This is a genomic window from Algibacter mikhailovii (assembly GCF_014651495.1).
In the GTDB taxonomy this organism is placed as follows: domain Bacteria; phylum Bacteroidota; class Bacteroidia; order Flavobacteriales; family Flavobacteriaceae; genus Algibacter_E; species Algibacter_E mikhailovii.
Window position 1 is genome coordinate 67948 of record NZ_BMWZ01000002.1, and the last position, 17260, is coordinate 85207.

General features: G+C 34.7%; 17 protein-coding genes. 6 read left to right on the forward strand and 11 right to left on the reverse strand.

Annotated elements, in window-relative coordinates:
* Positions 1-27: 27 nt before the first annotated feature.
* Positions 28-657, forward strand: coding sequence for a peptide deformylase (gene def, locus IE051_RS03710; protein WP_189359437.1), 630 nt, complete (start codon positions 28-30; stop codon positions 655-657).
* Here the strand turns inward: def and gldC are convergent, their stop codons facing one another.
* Positions 658-993 carry a gliding motility protein GldC gene (gene gldC / locus IE051_RS03715; RefSeq protein WP_189359438.1) on the reverse strand — a complete coding sequence of 112 codons (336 nt, stop codon included), beginning with the start codon at positions 991-993 and terminating at the stop codon, positions 658-660. It abuts the gene before it with no gap.
* Positions 993-1970, reverse strand: a complete 978-nt coding sequence (gene gldB, locus IE051_RS03720) for a gliding motility lipoprotein GldB (protein WP_189359901.1) — start codon at positions 1968-1970, stop codon at positions 993-995. Before gldB ends, gldC begins: the two co-directional genes overlap by 1 nt.
* Before the next feature lie 79 nt (positions 1971-2049).
* Between gldB and nadE the strand changes: the two genes are divergently transcribed.
* Both nadE and IE051_RS03730 read left to right on the forward strand, forming a co-directional pair.
* Entirely contained in the window at positions 2050-2847 is a 798-nt protein-coding gene (gene nadE / locus IE051_RS03725) for an NAD(+) synthase (protein ID WP_189359439.1), read from the forward strand.
* Between the two features lie 107 nt (positions 2848-2954).
* Positions 2955-3584, forward strand: a complete 630-nt coding sequence (locus IE051_RS03730; protein WP_189359440.1) for a response regulator — start codon at positions 2955-2957, stop codon at positions 3582-3584.
* On the opposite strand, the gene dnaG is transcribed toward IE051_RS03730, so the two are convergent.
* Positions 3579-5540, reverse strand: a complete 1962-nt coding sequence (dnaG, locus tag IE051_RS03735; protein WP_189359441.1) for a DNA primase — start codon at positions 5538-5540, stop codon at positions 3579-3581. The genes IE051_RS03730 and dnaG overlap by 6 nt on opposite strands.
* Before the next feature lie 209 nt (positions 5541-5749).
* On the opposite strand from dnaG, the gene IE051_RS03740 reads away from it, so the two are divergent.
* Together IE051_RS03740 and IE051_RS03745 are read left to right on the forward strand one after the other, a co-directional pair.
* Positions 5750-7204, forward strand: coding sequence for a DUF3360 family protein (locus IE051_RS03740; protein WP_189359442.1), 1455 nt, complete (start codon positions 5750-5752; stop codon positions 7202-7204).
* Positions 7205-7401: 197 nt separating this feature from the next.
* A complete protein-coding gene (locus IE051_RS03745) occupies positions 7402-8892 on the forward strand; it encodes a YfcC family protein (protein ID WP_189359443.1) in 1491 nt (496 codons plus the stop codon).
* Position 8893: 1 nt separating this feature from the next.
* Here IE051_RS03745 and IE051_RS03750 read toward each other — a convergent pair whose 3' ends face one another.
* Genes IE051_RS03750 through IE051_RS03760 form a run of 3 tightly spaced genes read right to left on the reverse strand, consistent with a single transcriptional unit; the run spans position 8894 to position 11370 of the window.
* Positions 8894-9979 carry a hypothetical protein gene (locus IE051_RS03750; RefSeq protein ID WP_189359444.1) on the reverse strand — a complete coding sequence of 362 codons (1086 nt, stop codon included), beginning with the start codon at positions 9977-9979 and terminating at the stop codon, positions 8894-8896.
* A gap of 55 nt (positions 9980-10034) precedes the next feature.
* Entirely contained in the window at positions 10035-10808 is a 774-nt protein-coding gene (locus tag IE051_RS03755; protein ID WP_189359445.1) for a hypothetical protein, read from the reverse strand.
* Entirely contained in the window at positions 10795-11370 is a 576-nt protein-coding gene (locus IE051_RS03760) for an RNA polymerase sigma factor (RefSeq protein WP_229796722.1), read from the reverse strand. Before IE051_RS03760 ends, IE051_RS03755 begins: the two co-directional genes overlap by 14 nt.
* 163 nt (positions 11371-11533) lie before the next feature.
* Here IE051_RS03760 and IE051_RS03765 point away from each other — a divergent pair, with 163 nt between their 5' ends.
* A complete protein-coding gene (locus IE051_RS03765; protein ID WP_189359446.1) occupies positions 11534-12118 on the forward strand; it encodes a hypothetical protein in 585 nt (194 codons plus the stop codon).
* A gap of 90 nt (positions 12119-12208) precedes the next feature.
* Here the strand turns inward: IE051_RS03765 and IE051_RS03770 are convergent, their stop codons facing one another.
* The 5 genes from IE051_RS03770 to IE051_RS03790 all read right to left on the reverse strand — a co-directional run bounded on the left by IE051_RS03770 (position 12209) and on the right by IE051_RS03790 (position 17193).
* Positions 12209-13186, reverse strand: coding sequence for a polyprenyl synthetase family protein (locus tag IE051_RS03770; RefSeq protein WP_189359447.1), 978 nt, complete (start codon positions 13184-13186; stop codon positions 12209-12211).
* Positions 13187-13233: 47 nt separating this feature from the next.
* Complete coding sequence (gene rlmN, locus IE051_RS03775) at positions 13234-14274, reverse strand: dual-specificity RNA methyltransferase RlmN (protein ID WP_189359448.1); 1041 nt, start codon at positions 14272-14274, stop codon at positions 13234-13236.
* A 135-nt stretch (positions 14275-14409) separates the two neighbouring features.
* Positions 14410-15459, reverse strand: coding sequence for a tRNA preQ1(34) S-adenosylmethionine ribosyltransferase-isomerase QueA (gene queA, locus IE051_RS03780; protein ID WP_189359449.1), 1050 nt, complete (start codon positions 15457-15459; stop codon positions 14410-14412).
* Positions 15460-15611: 152 nt separating this feature from the next.
* Positions 15612-16835, reverse strand: coding sequence for a 3-phosphoshikimate 1-carboxyvinyltransferase (locus tag IE051_RS03785; protein ID WP_189359450.1), 1224 nt, complete (start codon positions 16833-16835; stop codon positions 15612-15614).
* A 31-nt stretch (positions 16836-16866) separates the two neighbouring features.
* Positions 16867-17193, reverse strand: a complete 327-nt coding sequence (locus tag IE051_RS03790; protein WP_189359451.1) for a nucleotide pyrophosphohydrolase — start codon at positions 17191-17193, stop codon at positions 16867-16869.
* Between the last annotated feature and the right edge of the window lie 67 nt (positions 17194-17260).

Here is a 17260-nt window from a genome sequence, read left to right on the forward strand (position 1 = left end):
AAACGAACCATCTTATACCCACAACCCATGAAATACATTCTTTCCTTTTCTGTTATCTGTTTTATATTATTTGGATGTTCAAGTTCAAAAGGCATTAAAAGCTCTTTTTCTTCTCAAGAAGTTAACTTAATAATGCATTCTGATAGCATTACGCCCATGCGTGTCTATAAGATTAACAATAAAAAGGATTCATTATTATTAAGAACCAAGAGTACTTATATCAAACCAGACTTAAAAGATCCCGTTTTACAGCGATTTGTAAAACGCCTTTATGCAACGGTAAGAGATAGTATCTCGATGGGCGTTGGTATTGCTGCTCCTCAAGTAGGCGTTTTAAAAAATATCATATGGGTACAACGTTTTGACAAACCAGATATGCCTTTTGAAGTATATCTAAACCCAAAAATCACAAAATATTCAAAAAAGACGCAAAAGGTAAAAGAAGGTTGTCTTTCTATCCCAAATAGAAGCGATACATTAAGCAGTCGTTCATTAACCATTTCTCTGGAATATGACACCATGGAAGGCGTCCATATCACTGATACCGTTGAGGGATTCACTTCTGTAATCTTTCAACATGAAATAGATCATTTACATGGGATTCTATACCTTGATCACCTTCAAAAAGAAATTAAGGAGGTCAGTAATAGCAACTAACTATTTTTTCAACTCTAACTTTTCCGCAAAATAGTCACAAAAATCTTTCATTGTAGCACTCATTTTATCATCCTGGGTTGCTCTTAAAAAGGTATCACTCATGGCCACTAAGGTTTGATGAAAAAAGACTTTCATTTCATCTACTGGCATATCTTTAGTCCATAAATCAATACGAAGTGTTTCTTGCTTGTTCGCATCCCAAACCGCTAACATCATGGCTTTTGCTTCTTCATTACTTATGCCTCCATCTTGAGCGGTCCAATGCAATTTTTCAGGAACACGGTTCTCGTCCAATTCAACATTAAGCTCTATTTTTGAAGTTACCTTATTTGCCATTATTTACGTGGTTTAAATTTTGATTTGTTAAATATTTCTTGTGTGTCTGCCGTAAGCATTTCTTTTAATGACACATCATTATTGTTCATAAAAGCTCTTACAATTTGCCAACCCATATACTGCCCTATTCTTCCAGGAGACTCGGCATCAATGTCCTCCAAATAAAATTTAGAAAACGGCGCAGGGTTTATGAATCGCCTTGGCAATTTCACATCGTTACTGTATAATAATTCGCGCTCTACAAAGAAGCGCCAAATATATTCTTCATTTGCTCTGGCCCAATCTAACTCAGATGCTGTATAACCAATCCGTTCTGCCTCTGATTTAAACGGAATAATGAGGTCTTTAAAATAGAGTAATTTTCCAAAATAAATCATCTCATCCAATAAGGTCTTACGCTGAGGCTGAAAAATATACTTTTCACCATATTCGGTGGCTAAATCAACCACTATCTGTTCTTTAGTTAACCCTGCTCTTATGTATTTCGGGATAGCACCATAAAACTCATGCTCGCTACCTAAATACGTATCTAGGGCAATAACGGCTATGGTATCTGTTACAATAACTCTATTCCTATAATCTACATCATTAGTTACCGTAATGATTCTTGGCGGATTGAATTCATGGAAATAATACGACAAATGATTAAATAAATCTTCTAATTCCCGCTCTAATGCTTCAGAATCATCAAATGTTTTAGATACTTCATTAAACAATTGAATCTGCAGGGTATCTTCCTTTTTATCCAACCAAAATGCATCTGGATACTTATCAGAAAACATAAAGGGGTATTTTGCTTTGAGGTCGGGCAATCCTTGTGGTGTTACTGCAGCAAATAAACTATCAAAACGCTCTAACTCAATATCGGTATTTACTTTTGATATTTCGGCTTCTAATTTATCTGCTTTACCACAAGAAACAAGACAAGTAAAAACAAAAAAAATGAATGAAACTGATTTCCATGAAAACTTAGGCATCATAAATTTTAATAAATTAGCGGTTTAGGTTATTTTTGTTTGCAAAGGTAGCATTCTTATAACAAAATTCATTTAAAAAATGCAGACAGAAAAAGTTGTAGATCATATTGTAAATTGGCTAAAAGACTACGCCACTAATGCTGGTGTTAATGGTTTTGTTGTTGGTATATCCGGCGGTATTGATTCCGCAGTAACCTCAACGCTTTGTGCTAAAACTGGGCTTAATATATTATGCGTTGAAATGCCCATTCATCAAGCGCAAAGTCATGTTACTAGAGCTCAAGAGCATATTGCACAACTAAAGACAAAGTATGAAAACGTTAGCGATACACATACAAATTTAACCCCCGTTTTTGAAGCCTTTAAAACAGAAGTTTTTTCTGATGGAGATCAAGCAACTATTGATATGGCTCTAGCCAATACACGTGCTAGGTTAAGAATGACTACATTATATTACTATGCAGGGTTATATAATTTATTGGTGGCAGGCACAGGAAATAAGGTTGAAGATTTTGGTGTAGGTTTTTACACGAAGTATGGCGATGGTGGTGTAGATTTAAGCCCAATAGCCGATTTACTAAAATCTCAAGTATATAATATAGGTGAGTTCATACAAGTCCCAGAATCTATAATGAAAGCGCAGCCAAGCGATGGTCTTTTTGGAGACGCCAGAAGTGATGAAGACCAAATTGGCGCTTCTTATCCAGAATTAGAATGGGCCATGACCATGGATGATAAAGGCAAGTCTTTAAATGACTTTGAAGGAAGAGAGGCCGAAGTTTTCAAAATATACAAGCGCTTTAACAACTCAAACAAGCATAAAATGGTTCCTATTCCTATTTGTGAAATTCCTAACGAATTAATGATAAATTCTTAAGGAATTAATATAATTATTGTTATATATGTAAAAAAGTATTACTTTTATAGCTAGTTATTTCTCTCATTTGTAATCGTTCCCAGAACATTACATAAAACTCTCTCAATATGATAAAATTATTAATAGCAGACAATCACCCAATTACAAGAAAAGGACTGGAAGTGCTTTTCTCAGCATCACCAAACATTAAAATTGTTGGAAGCCTAGATGATGGCGAGGACATTCTTGAATTTGTAAAGGATAATCCTGTTGATATCATTTTAACAGAAGCCGACTTTCCAAAACTCAACGGGCTCACACTTTTAAGGTATTTAAAAAATGACTATCCAGACATTAAAACCATTATTCTTAGTGGTCAACCTGAAGAAGTTTATGCCATAAACGCCATTAAAGCTGGTGCGGCTGGGTACATTAGTAAATCCGTTAATGTTATGACCATTAATGAGGCCATCTTAAAAGTTGCTGATGGCGGCATTTATTTGAGCAACGACTTAACGCAACAACTTGCATTTGGTTCAAGGGTAAATAAAGGTGGCACCTTTTACAAGAAACTTTCCACTAGAGAAGCTGAAGTTCTCAAACTTTTAACCATTGGAAGGAAAAACAAAGAAATTTCAAAAGAGTTAGATATTAACGAAAAAACCGTTAGTACTTATAAAGCTCGATTAATGCGTAAATTGAAAGTTACTAATTTAGTAGATTTAATAAATCAAGCTAAACTCTCACAAGCTTTATAGTACGCGATTAAGTTTTCGAGACAACAACATTTTTAGACCCGAATAGTCTTTTACTTCTTCAAGTATATTTCTATTCGTGTCTATTTTGTTTTGAAGTGTTTCTTGTTGAAACTCCCTAACTTTTTGATCGATTAAAAAACAACGCAGACTCAAAATAGTTTCACTTACTAATTGGGCTACGGAAGTGGTTTTTTCTTTTGGAAAAATATTCATCCTATTCCAGTTATCTAAAGTGTAACGTTCATCCTCCATTAGAATTGTTGTAATTTCATTGGCCATATCCTGATCAACTGAATTCACAAAAGTCTTTAGTTCAAACGTAGCATCTTGATTTAAACGATCTATAATAGTGTAATAAAGTGTCTTAAACTGTGAATTGGTAAATTCCATTTCATCATCTTGCAGATCCAAATAAATTTTCTCAAAAACCTTAGCCTGCTGTATAACGGGTTCTAAGGTTAATTCTCCCTTGTCATTTTCTTTTAAGACCAGATCTTCAAAATCTTCAGTCATATCACCATATAACAACAAGGTTTCAATAATTTTACGCTCCAGCACATACTGTACATCAACCTTTTTAACAGGCTGCTGTTGGTGCCTAATAACCTCAAAAGCCTTTTGCTCAGTTTTAGTTTTTTTACTTTCTTCCTGAGTGTCCTTCTTATTCATTTGAGCAAGTGTACTAAAAAGCACTTCCTCACTTATATCCATAATTCTAGCGCATTCTTGAATATAAATCTCTTTCTTAATACGGTCTGGTATTTTAGAAATACTATTGACAATATCCCTTACGGTATCGGCCTTTTTTATCGGGTCATTTTTTGACTCTTCAAATAATATGGAAGCCTTAAATTGAATAAAATCTTTGGCGTTTTCGTTTAAATAACAGGTTAACTGTTCCAGCGTATTTTGTTTCGCAAAACTATCCGGGTCTTCGCCTTCTGGAAAGGTGCAAACCTTTACGTTCATACCCTGTTCAAGTATTAAATCAATACCTCTTAAAGAGGCGCGCATACCCGCAGCATCCCCATCAAATAATACTGTGATATTCTTAGTTAACCTATTTATTAATCTAATTTGCTCAGATGTTAAAGCAGTACCCGAAGAAGAAACTACATTTTTAATTCCTGTTTGATGAAATTGTATTACATCAGTATAACCTTCAACCAAATAACAGTTATCTTCCTTGGCTATACTCTGCTTTGCATGATGAATACCATATAGAACTTTACTTTTATGATAGATATCACTCTCGGGCGAATTAACATATTTTGCGGCTTTTTTATCCGCAATAAGGATTCTTCCTCCATACCCTAAAACACGACCGCTCATACTTTTTATAGGAAACATAACACGCCCTTTAAATCGATCAAAGCGTTTATCACCTTTAACAATGGTTAGCCCCGTTTTTTCGAGAAAATCTATTTGATACCCCTGCTTCAAGGCTTCATCAGTAAAAGCCTGCCATTCATTTAATGAATAGCCTAACTCAAATGTTTTTATTGTTTCTTCAGTAAATCCACGTTCTTTAAAATAACCTAAACCTATAGATTTACCTTGATCTGTTTTGTGTAATACTTTTTGAAAATAAGTATTTGCAAATTCACTTACTAAATATAAGCTCTCACGTTCATTCGCTTTTTCCTTCTGTTCATTAGACTGAACCGTTTCTTCAATTTCAATATTATATTTTTTAGCGAGATACTTTATGGCCTCAGGATAGGTAAAGTGTTCATGTTCCATTAAAAAAGATACGGCTGTTCCTCCCTTTCCCGTAGAAAAATCTTTCCAGATCTGTTTTACTGGTGACACCATAAAACTAGGTGAACGCTCATCGCTAAAAGGGCTAAGTCCCTTATAATTAGTCCCCGCCTTTTTTAATTGCACAAAATCACCTATAACCTCCTCAACGCGGGCGGTTTCAAAAACTTTATCTATACTTGAGGAGGATATCAATTCTAATGCGTTTTAGTACCAGCAAAAATAACAAATTATGTGCTTTAAAAGCACATCGCAATCAATAGCTAAGAGGTTATTTCCAAAATTCATAAAAATTATCCCTATAAGTAACACAAAATAATATTCACCTGACAAACCTCATATTTAAAATTCAATATGGTGATTAGATTTGCCCTTGCAATATTTCATGAATTAACCAAACCATAATGAAGAAATCAGACAAGAACTTTTACAGGGAAAATCGCAAAAAATCAAAAGAATTCAAAAAAAGAGAAGAGTATCTTGAGCACGAGCTTAGCATCATGAAATTTAGACGGTGGCGCATTCATCTTCCTTTTAGAGATTTTAATATAGAACTTGAAGATTGGGTTCCAGCCTTAGCAGCAACCATTGGAAAAGTTGTTATGGTAACCGCTATGGTAGCTGCTTTTGCTGCACAATTTGGACTTTCACCAGAGTTTGTCGCAGAAAATGTGAGGTTCGAGCTTTTAATTGCCGGTGGTATTTTTGTTATTTTATTTTCGGCCATATTAAATCCCAGAGCTAACCTTGCGGGAACACATGGCCCCATGATTCCATTAATCCCAATTATTGCCGCAGCCGGAGGACATCCATTAGCTCTAGGTATTCTAATAGGTGTTTTTGGTATTATTTTAAGTCTAACAAAAGGTGGCTCTAAACTTATGACTTTAACCGGTGTTGGGGTAAGAGGCGGATTATTGATTTATCTGGGCGCTATGGGGCTTATTGGACAAATAACTAAATTTGAAACTTGGACTTCTAATGCGGACTCTGGATCCGTTTCGTTTGCTGTAATCGGCATTACTATTTTAATTTATGCCTATTTGGCACGTATAAAAAAGCGCTGGCTAGCCATCCCTTTATGCTCATTAATTGCTGGACTTGTAGCCTATTCGATGGGGATGAATTTTGAATTTACTACAACCCCTGGCCTTCCGCACATGAATCCGTTCTGGTGGTGGGGAGAAACAACAGGTTGGCAAATTGGTTGGCCTAATTTTGGTCATTTCATAGCAGTTATACCTTTTGCCATTTTAGCCGTAGCGATGTGGTCTCCAGATTACTTAGGACATCGGGTATTCCAAGAACTTAACTATCCTGAAAACACTGATGATGTCTTGATGGATGTAGACGATACTATGACCGTTTCCTCTTTAAGACAAATATTTGGCTCTCTATTAGGCGGTGGTAATATTGCTTCTTCTTGGGGTACATACATGATTCCAGCGGCTATTGCTAAACGCCCCATTCCAGGTGGTGCAGTATTAACTGCCCTGTTATGTGTTTTGGCATCAATATTTGGATACCCAATGGATTTAGCCATGTGGGAACCCGTATTGCGCATCGCACTAATAGTAGGCGTATTTCTGCCTTTGCTAGAAGCAGGTATGCAAATGGTTCAAAAGCACAATGATTCTCTAAGTGCAGGTACTTGTATTTTTGCCTGTGCTTTTGTAAATCCAGTTTTTGGATGGGCACTCACCATGCTTCTTGATAATATGGGTTTAATAGGCGACCGAAATAGATCGAAAGAACTCAGCCTAAAAGAAAAATTAATTATCCCAGGAATAATGTTTATTATTTGCGTTGTGTCGCTTGCACTAGTTGGGCAATTACCAGGAATTCCGGGGATATTTTAACCTTATAATATTCCAGTTTTAAATCATTCAGTTTTAAAATCAAGGAAACCGAATAGGGGCAAGTATGGCTTAAACCTATTCGGTTTCGCTTTTAATTTGTTTAAGAACCGTTCCGTTCATTTATTTTTTGGTAAGTTAGGCTTAATTAAAATCTACTTCCGGCTTTGTCCTGTAGATAATAACACCGAATAATAAAGATGAAATTTAAGTTTCCAAGTGCCCAAACTATTTTATTCCTTATCGCCGGATTTGTTACGCTATTAACCTGGTTAGTACCTGCAGGTAAATATGACAACCTAGCCTACAACGCATCTAGCAATACGTTTACCAAAACTATGCAAGACAAGGTTATTGAATTACCTGCTACTCAAGAGACCTTAGAATCATTACACATTAAAATCCCCATTGAAAAATTCACTAATGGCGACATATATAAGCCTATAGGAATTCCTAATACTTATCATGAATTAAACCCCCAACCACAGGGTTTTACAGATTTTGTAGAATCACCTATTAAAGGTGTTATTGCGTCTGCAGACATCATTTTTCTTATTCTCATTATTGGCGGTTTAATTGGCATCATGAACCTTACCGGAGCATTTGATGCTGGTATTTCTTGGCTCGCCAAAATTTTGAAAGGCAAGGAGTTTGTACTCATTATCCTGGTGACCACACTCATTGCAGCAGGGGGCACCACTTTTGGCCTTGCTGAAGAAACCATGGCATTCTTTCCTATTTTAATACCTGTATTCTTGGCTGCAAAATACGACGCTATGGTTGGTTTAGCCTGTATTTTTCTTGGTTCAGCTATTGGAACCATGTGTTCAACAATAAATCCGTTTTCTACTATTATTGCATCCGATGCCGCTGGCATTAGTTGGACTACCGGACTAACTAACAGATTAATCATGCTTTTTCTCTGTTTAACAATCACCATAATATACATTTTACGCTATGCAAATCGCGTAAAAAAAGACCCGAGTAAATCCCTTATTTACGATCAAAAAGAAGAATTAAACCGTTTGTTTGGATTAGATAAATTAAACAAGAATATCAAACTTACACCTAAGCTGAAACTGATTATTCTTATTTTTTCACTGTGCTTTGTTGTTATGATTATTGGGGTTTCTTTTTGGGATTGGTGGTTTGTTGAAATGACGGCGGTATTTCTTGTTGGTGCTATTGTTATAGGTCTTATTGCAAGAATTGAAGAAGGTGTTTTTATTGAAGCCTTTGTGAAAGGTGCAGCTGAATTGTTAAGTGTTGCATTTATTGTAGGCATAGCAAGAGGCGTCACCATACTTATGGAAGACGGCTTGATTAGTGATACGCTTTTGTATTATGCAAGTACAATGACTGAAGGCATGAACAAAGGAGTTTTTACAAATGTTATGCTGATAACTTATAGTGCTTTATCCTTTTTCATGCCTTCATCCTCAGGTATGGCAGTCTTGACTATGCCCATTATTTCACCTCTAGCAGATATTGTTCATATAGGCAGGGAAACCATTGTTGACACCTATCAATACGGATTAGGCTTGTTCTACCTAATAAATCCTACTGGTTTAATTTTAGCTGCATTAGCAATAGTTAAAATAGGCTTTGATAAATGGTTAAAATTCGTCATGCCCCTATTTATTATTTTGTTTTTAACAACAATGGCTATGCTTACTATTTCGGTATATTAATCTAATTCATATCAAATCGAAGGCCCAACGATATATTATTTTGGCTGACTGCTTGATCTTTAAATATTGGATTTAAATCATACTTAAAATATAAAGCAGCACATCCTAATGCGACATAGGCACTGGGCCCATAAATCAAATTAGAGGTATTATAACCACCCTTCAATTTATCTTTAGCCTTATTACCATTAACATCAGTATATTTTAATTTCTGCATGGTTTGAATATTGAAGCCACCATAAAAACCAACACCAAATTTTAGTTGCTTTTTTGTTGAATATCTATAATAACTGCTTCTATCAATACGTCTAGAAGGTCCAAATTCTAAATGAACGGGAAAGACAATATTGGTCATTCTAAATTTAATAACACAAGCATCGTTTGGAAAAGGCTCCAAACTAATTACACCATCATTGTTTACTAAATATTGATTATCCTTAATATTTAATTTATTCCACTGAAAAGAAAACCCGTACTTCAATCTTAAAAAATTAGAATTGTTGAGTAATCTTGTTTTCCATGCATAACCCAATTCAATAAAACTAGAACCACCCAATTTGTATGGTGAGTCATCTAATTTTTCACCTTCAATTATGGCGTTATTAAAACCCATAGCAAAAACTAAATGACTTGAGGTCCGTTTGTCATATTTCTTAGGTTTATCCTCATCTTTGGTTATAATTCCCAAAAAGCCATCCGCACTATCATCATCACTAATTATAATTTCTATTTGTTTTTTCTTTTTTTCTTCACCTTCATTATAACCCTCCTCATTTCTTTCAAGAAGCTCAATTTTATTATCAATAATAGCTACTCTATTTTCAATATTCAATGCTCTTTTTTGAGCTGCCTCTTGTTTTAATGCTTCCGCTTCAGATTCGGTAATCGTTCCATTGGCTACTTGTTCATTAATAGCTTCGACGTCTTTTTTTAAAAGTGATTTTTCCTCTTCCTCAACTTCTATTTTACTCTTTTTAAGCGATTCAATTTTTAGGGTATTCACGTTTGGAATGGTATCCTGGGCATTGATGAGTTGCCCAGAAAGACATAGTGCACAAAGCACTAATAACAAAGTAATTTTTTGCATTGCTGTTCGTTTTTTTGCCTGTATTAGGCGTTGATTGATTTATTATGATTGATTTTTATTTATTACGTTGCGCTATAGATGTTTTCACAGAATTATAACTCGCCTTTAAAGCCTCTAGTACTTTACTTCTAAACGACTGATCTAATTCTTGTTCGACACTTTGAAGCAAAGCATTAGCATCAACTTTACCTGTTGATTCTTGATATAATCTTTTATGTGCTATTTCATTTTGAGCTTTAAAAAGTAATGCATCAATATCAGCCTCCGTTACCTCTATATTTTTATCTTTTAATGCATGTACTTCGGCCACAACATCTTGAATCTTTTGCTGTTCAAATGTTAGGTTTTTATCCGGTGCAGGCGCTTGAATTGATAAGTTTTCCTGAGTCTTGGCCGGGGCTTCCGTTTGATTCTTTTCTAAGGCTATCTTTTGTGAATTTTTAGCGCTAATAATTTCTTTAATAACTGTTTTATTTTTGGGCTCCTGTTCTGCTTTTACGAGATCTTGTTGAACGCTTTTATCTTTTTCTTTAGATACATTTTGTTGAATGGGTTTTACCGCTTCGGTCTCAGTAACGTTTGGGACAACAACAACCTTGAAAGGTTCATCTTTCATTATATCCTCACCACCACCCCATTGTGTCACAACTAGCAGTACACCAACTAAACTTGCTGCCAAACCAAGCATCCAATACGTTCTATGATTCTTTTTCTTTTCCGTATCAGCATCCAACCGATTAGAAAGTGAATTCCAAGCATCCGCTGAAGGCGAAATGCTTCTTTTCTCAAGATTTTCTTTAATAGATCTATCTAATTCATTTAATTCCATAATCTAACTTTTTTAATTCTTCAATTTTTTGTTGAAGCATTTTGCGCGCCTTAAAGAGCTGCGATTTTGATGTACCAGGGGAAATATTTAAAATTTCTGATATTTCATGGTGCTTATAGCCCTCAATAGCATACATAACAAAAACCATTTTATAACCTGCCGGTAAGCCATCTATTAATTGTTGTATCTCAGCAACTTCAATATCACTCGCTACGGGATCAAAAACCTCCTGTTCAGATTCCACATCCTCATAAGCAAATTCAATTTGTTTTTTTTGGCGTAAATAAGAAATAGATTCCCTAACCATAATTTTTCTTATCCATCCTTCAAAACTTCCAGAGCTTTGATATTGCTCTAGATTTGAGAACACTTTAAAAAATCCATTTAGCATGACCTCTTCAGCATGCTGTAAATCTTTTATGTAATACCTGCAAACACTTAACATTTTAGGGGCGTGTAAATCAAACAAAATACGCTGCGCATCTCTGTTTTGCTTTATTGCCTTTTGAATCAAATGCGATTCATTTTTATGTAATTGAATAACTTTCAAGAATGTTTTCATTAGGTCCTCTATTTATAAAGACGCAATATTTAAACAAATGGTTGCCTAGGGTTGCTTTTATTTTTTTCCAATCAAAAAACTACGCTCACAAATGGACCAAAAGCCAATAATTTTAATTATTTTGTTAAGCAAGAACAATTTCCAACTAATACCATTTAAAATTATGAAATTCCTAAGGAACTACCCCATTCTATTGCTTACATTTCTTTTGACCTTCAATTTATCATTTGCTCAAGAAGCGAAAAATGACATGCCTACAAAAGAAAAAGTGGCTTATGTTGAATTAATGGGCACAATTAAAGAGATTAACAAAGAAACCCGTGAAATAACAGTTATAGGAAGTGAAGGTGAATTACACACCTTTACTGCAGGCGAAGATGTAAAACGATTTGATGAAATAGCAGTTGGTGAAGTCATTACTTTTGGTTTTTACAAATTTTTAAAAGCAGAATTCCGTAAACCCACGGAGGAAGAAATAGCAGAACCGTTAATGGTTATTGCTGATGCAGAAAAAGCGGGAATGGACATGGAACCAGGCGTGGTAATTGGAGCTATGGTCAAAGCTGTAGTTACTATTCAAGTTATAAATTTGACCTATATGTATGTGACCATAAAGGGGCCTCAAGGCAATTACACGACCATTGATGTTGAAGATGAAGAACTTATTAAAAAATTACATGTTGGCCAAGTCGTAATTATGACCTATGGTGAAGCTATAGCTGTATCCTTAACTAAAGTAGAAGACTAATCCAGTAAAGAACCTATAAAAAAAGCCAATAGTGTCTTTTCAACTATTGGCTTTTTTTATTTTTATATATTTTCTCTGGGCTGAAACCTATTATTTCTTCCTATCAATAACATAATTCACCATAAGCTCTAAAGAGGTTCTAAATTTTGATTCAGGATAATCCTCCAATAACCCTAATGCTTTAATCTGAAATTCCTTCATTTTAGAAACCGCATAATCTAGTCCGCCATTGTCTTTTACAAAAGCAATAACCTCCTTTACGCGTTTAGTATCCTTATTATGATTTTTTATGGAATTAATAAGCCACTTTTTATCTTTCTTAGACGCTTGATTTAATACATAAATCAATGGTAAAGTCATTTTTTGTTCTTTAATATCAATCCCCGTTGGTTTTCCTATTTGTGTGTCGCCATAATCAAATAAGTCATCTTTTATTTGAAATGCCATACCTATTAATTCACCAAAATACCGCATGGTTTCAACATGTTGAGAATCTGGTTTTACCGATGCAGCACCTAAACTGCAACACGCGGCAATTAAAGTGGCCGTTTTTTGACGTATAATTTCATAATAAACGTCTTCGGTAATGTCCAGTTTTCGGGCTTTTTCAATTTGTAGCAGTTCGCCCTCACTCATTTCCCTAACGGCAATAGAAATAATTTTAAGCAAATCAAAGTCATTATTATCTATAGAGAGCAACAAACCTTTTGATAGCAAAAAATCACCAATAAGAACAGCTATTTTATTTTTCCAAAGCGCATTAACCGAGAAGAATCCACGTCTTCTATTACTATCATCAACCACATCATCATGAACCAAAGTAGCAGTATGAATAAGCTCAATAACCGAAGCTCCTCTGTAGGTACGTTCACTAACTTCTCCATTAGACACCATTTTTGAAACCAAAAAAACAAACATAGGACGCATTTGTTTGCCTTTCCGATTTACAATATAATGCGTAATTCTGTTGAGTAAAGCTACTTTACTAGACATAGAAAGTTGAAACTTTTGTTCAAAAAGTTCCATTTCGTAGTCAATGGGATCTTTTATTTGCTCTACTATTTTCAAATAATTATTTTATGAGCCATCAAATATAGGCCTTAGAAAATACTTTTTTACGTTTTATTGGCTAATTGTCCGCAAGCAGCATCAATATCCTTTCCTCGGCTTCGACGCACATTAACAACAATTCTGTTTTGCTCTAAAGTACGGATGTAATTCTCTAAAGCCTCGTTAGATGCTTGTTGAAACTCCCCATCATCAATTGGGTTATACTCAATTATATTCACCTTACATGGCACATATTTACAAAACTTCACAAAGGCATCAATATCATTCTGGGTATCATTAATGCCCTTCCAAACTACGTATTCATAACTTATTTTTCGTTGTGTTTTTGTATACCAGTATTCCAAAGACTCACGTAAATCTTGCAAAGGAAATGTTTCATTAAACGGCATTATAGATGTTCGTACTTCGTCCACCGCTGAATGTAGCGAAACAGCTAAATTAAATTTTACCTCATCATCAGCCATTTTTTTAATCATTTTAGGTACACCTGAAGTTGATACGGTAATTCTTTTAGGAGACATTCCTAATCCTTCTTTAGAGGTGATTTTATCTATTGCCTTTATGACATTATTATAATTCATAAGCGGCTCTCCCATCCCCATAAAGACTATATTGCTTAGTGGTCTGTTATGATACAATCTACTTTCGTTATCAATAGCAACAACCTGATCATAGATTTCATCAGGATTTAAATTACGCATACGTTTTAATCGTGATGTTGCGCAAAACTTACAATCTAAACTACAACCAACTTGGCTAGACACACAAGCTGTGGTTCTGGTTGAAGTTGGAATTAAAACCGATTCTACAATTAGTCCATCATGCAAACGCACAGCATTTTTTATAGTACCATCATTACTGCGTTGCATGGTATCTACTCGAATGTGATTAATTACAAAATTATCCTCAAGCATTTGCCTTGTCTCTTTTGAGATATTCGTCATATCTTCAAAAGAATATGCTGCCTTTTGCCATAGCCATTCATACACTTGATTTCCGCGAAATGCTTTATCGCCTTCTTTTACAAAAAATACTCTGAGTTGCTCTTTTGTAAGCGCACGTATGTCTTTTTTCTTAATTTCCATTTGCATGCAAAAATAGTGAAAGGAATTGATATTTTGATTTAAGACTTCGTTTGATAAAACGAGATCCTCTGATAAACGCCAATTAAAAAAGCCTCTTTAAAAAAAGAGGCTCATTATTATTTTTATATCTGTTAATTAGATGATTAACATAGCATCACCGTAGCTATAAAATTTATAACCTTCTTTGATAGCCTCTTCATAGGCGCGCTTTATAAAATCATGACCAGCAAATGCAGAAACCATCATTAATAAAGTTGATTTTGGCGTATGAAAATTGGTAACCATACAATTGGCAATACTAAAATCATGCGGTGGAAAAATAAATTTATTCGTCCATCCATCAAATTCATTTAATTCACCATTTGTAGACACAGCACTTTCTATTGCTCGAATTGCTGTTGTTCCTACTGCACAAATACGTCTTTTTTCTTTAAGACCTTTATTCACAATTTTTACAGCTTCTGGACCAATCCTAAGTTCTTCACTGTCCATTTTGTGTTTAGACAAATCCTCTACTTCAACTGGATTAAACGTTCCTAAACCTACGTGAAGCGTAACCTCAGCAAAATTAATCCCTTTGATTTCAAATCGTTTTAAAAGGTGTTTTGAAAAGTGAAGCCCAGCTGTAGGTGCCGCAACAGCACCTTCATTTTTAGCAAAAATAGTTTGGTAACGGTCTTCATCTTCCGGCTCAACATCTCTTTTAATATATTTAGGTAGCGGTGTTTCTCCTAATTCGTTTAATTTTATTCTAAACTCTCTATATGATCCGTCATATAAGAAACGTAATGTACGGCCTCTTGATGTTGTGTTATCAATAACTTCTGCTACCAACGTATCATCATCACCAAAGTATAATTTATTTCCAATTCTTATCTTTCTCGCTGGATCAACTAAAACATCCCAAAGGCGTTGCTCTTCATTTAGCTCTCTTAATAAGAACACTTCTATTCTAGCGCCAGTTTTCTCTTTATTACCATATAATCGCGCCGGAAAAACTTTCGTATTATTCAATATTAAAATATCATCTTCATTAAAATAATCGATGATATCTTTGAACATTTTATGCTCAATAGTTTGTTCTTTTCTGTTTAAAACCATTAAACGCGATTCATCCCTATTTTCTGCAGGATACTCAGCTAATAATTCATTTGGCAATTCAAATCCGAAGTTTGATAATTTCATATAATCGTTTTTGTTTTTAGTTGCTAATTTAATTATTGACACTATTTACAATAACTAATAGGCAACGGAATAATGTTTTGTATACTTTATTTTACAAGAAAGCTGCAAATATACAATCTGAGCACAGGGGTTGTCAAGTAAATACGTGATTTTTATTTAGTTATTTGAAAACCTAGCGTTTCTAAGTCCTTGTAAAAAGTAGGATAAGATTTAGAAACAACCATAGCTTCTTCAATTACAATAGGCACCCTTAAGGCTAGTGGCGCAAATGCCATGGCCATTCTATGATCGTGATATGTTGCAATAGGCACCATTTCCTTGATAACATTTGACGGTGCTAAATGCAAAGATTTATCGGTGATTTCAACCGCTCCTCCTAACTTTTCAATTTCTGTTTTTAAAGCGACTAACCTGTCAGTTTCCTTAATTTTCAAGGTATGAAGGCCTGTCAAGTCACAAGCTAAACCAAGAGCAAAACATGTAACTGCAATCGTTTGTGCTATATCTGGGGCGTTTTTTAAGTTTAGCGTTAATGGCTCCAGGTTAGCATCTACTTTCTTTAGCACCAATTGGTTTTCTTTAAATGTTGAAGACACTCCAAAATGCTTATAAATATTCACCAACACCGAATCTCCTTGTAAAGAATTTTCTTTATACGAGGATAAAGTTATTTGAGTACCAACGTCGCTTAAAGCTACTATACTAAAATAATACGAGGCCGAAGACCAGTCTGACTCAACAGTAAGCGTTTTTGCTTTTAAAGTTTTTGCATTGGGCTTTACCGTGATCACATTATCAATAAATGACGATTCTACACCAATTTCATCAAGTAAACTCAACGTCATTTTTATATAAGGCACTGAGGTAATCTCTCCTTCTAGTGATAATTCAAGTCCATTTTCTAATTTTGAAGCAATTAACAACAAAGCTGAAATGTATTGACTACTTACATTGGCATTAAGTGACACTTTACTTTTGGTTAGTTTTTTACCTAAAATTTTAATAGGCGGATACCCTTCATTCTCTTCAAAACTAATCTCCGCGCCAAGTGCCTGCAAAGCCTCTACTAATATTTTAATAGGGCGCTCTTTCATTCTTTTTGAACCGGTTAGAACCGTTTCTCTACCTTCTTGTATTGAAAAATATGCCGTTAGAAAGCGCATTGCTGTGCCTGCGTGGTGAATATCAACTACCGTTTGGTCTGAGTTTAATGCCTTAATCATTAAATTACTATCATCTGAATTAGAAACATTATCTAATTTAAACTCTGGATATAAGGCTTGTAAGAGTAATAATCTATTGGATTCACTTTTAGAACCCGTAATTTGAACCGTTGATTCTTTCGCTATTGTTGATTTATGTAGGGTAAAGTGCATACTTTTTAATTCAATTTAAAGGAATGCAAATTTACTTTAATTTTTCATTATTATGGTGTCTATCGTGGTCTCGTTTTCCTTTCTTGTACATTCTTTTATCAAATGCTTCTTGCAAATCTACCCCTGTTTGATTTGCCAAACACAGAACAACGAATAAAACATCGGCAAGTTCTTCACCTAGATCTTTGTCTTTATCGCTTTCTTTTTCACTTTGTTCACCGTAGCGTCTGGCAATAATTCGTGCCACTTCACCAACTTCTTCAGTGAGTTGCGCCATATTGGTTAGCTCATTAAAATAACGAACACCATGCTCGTTTATCCAGTCATCAACTTCTTTTTGTGCGTTTTGTATTTTCATTGAAATATAGTTATCTAGTAAAAGATAAAAATACGTTTTTAACTTTTACTAGATAACTTGTTAAACA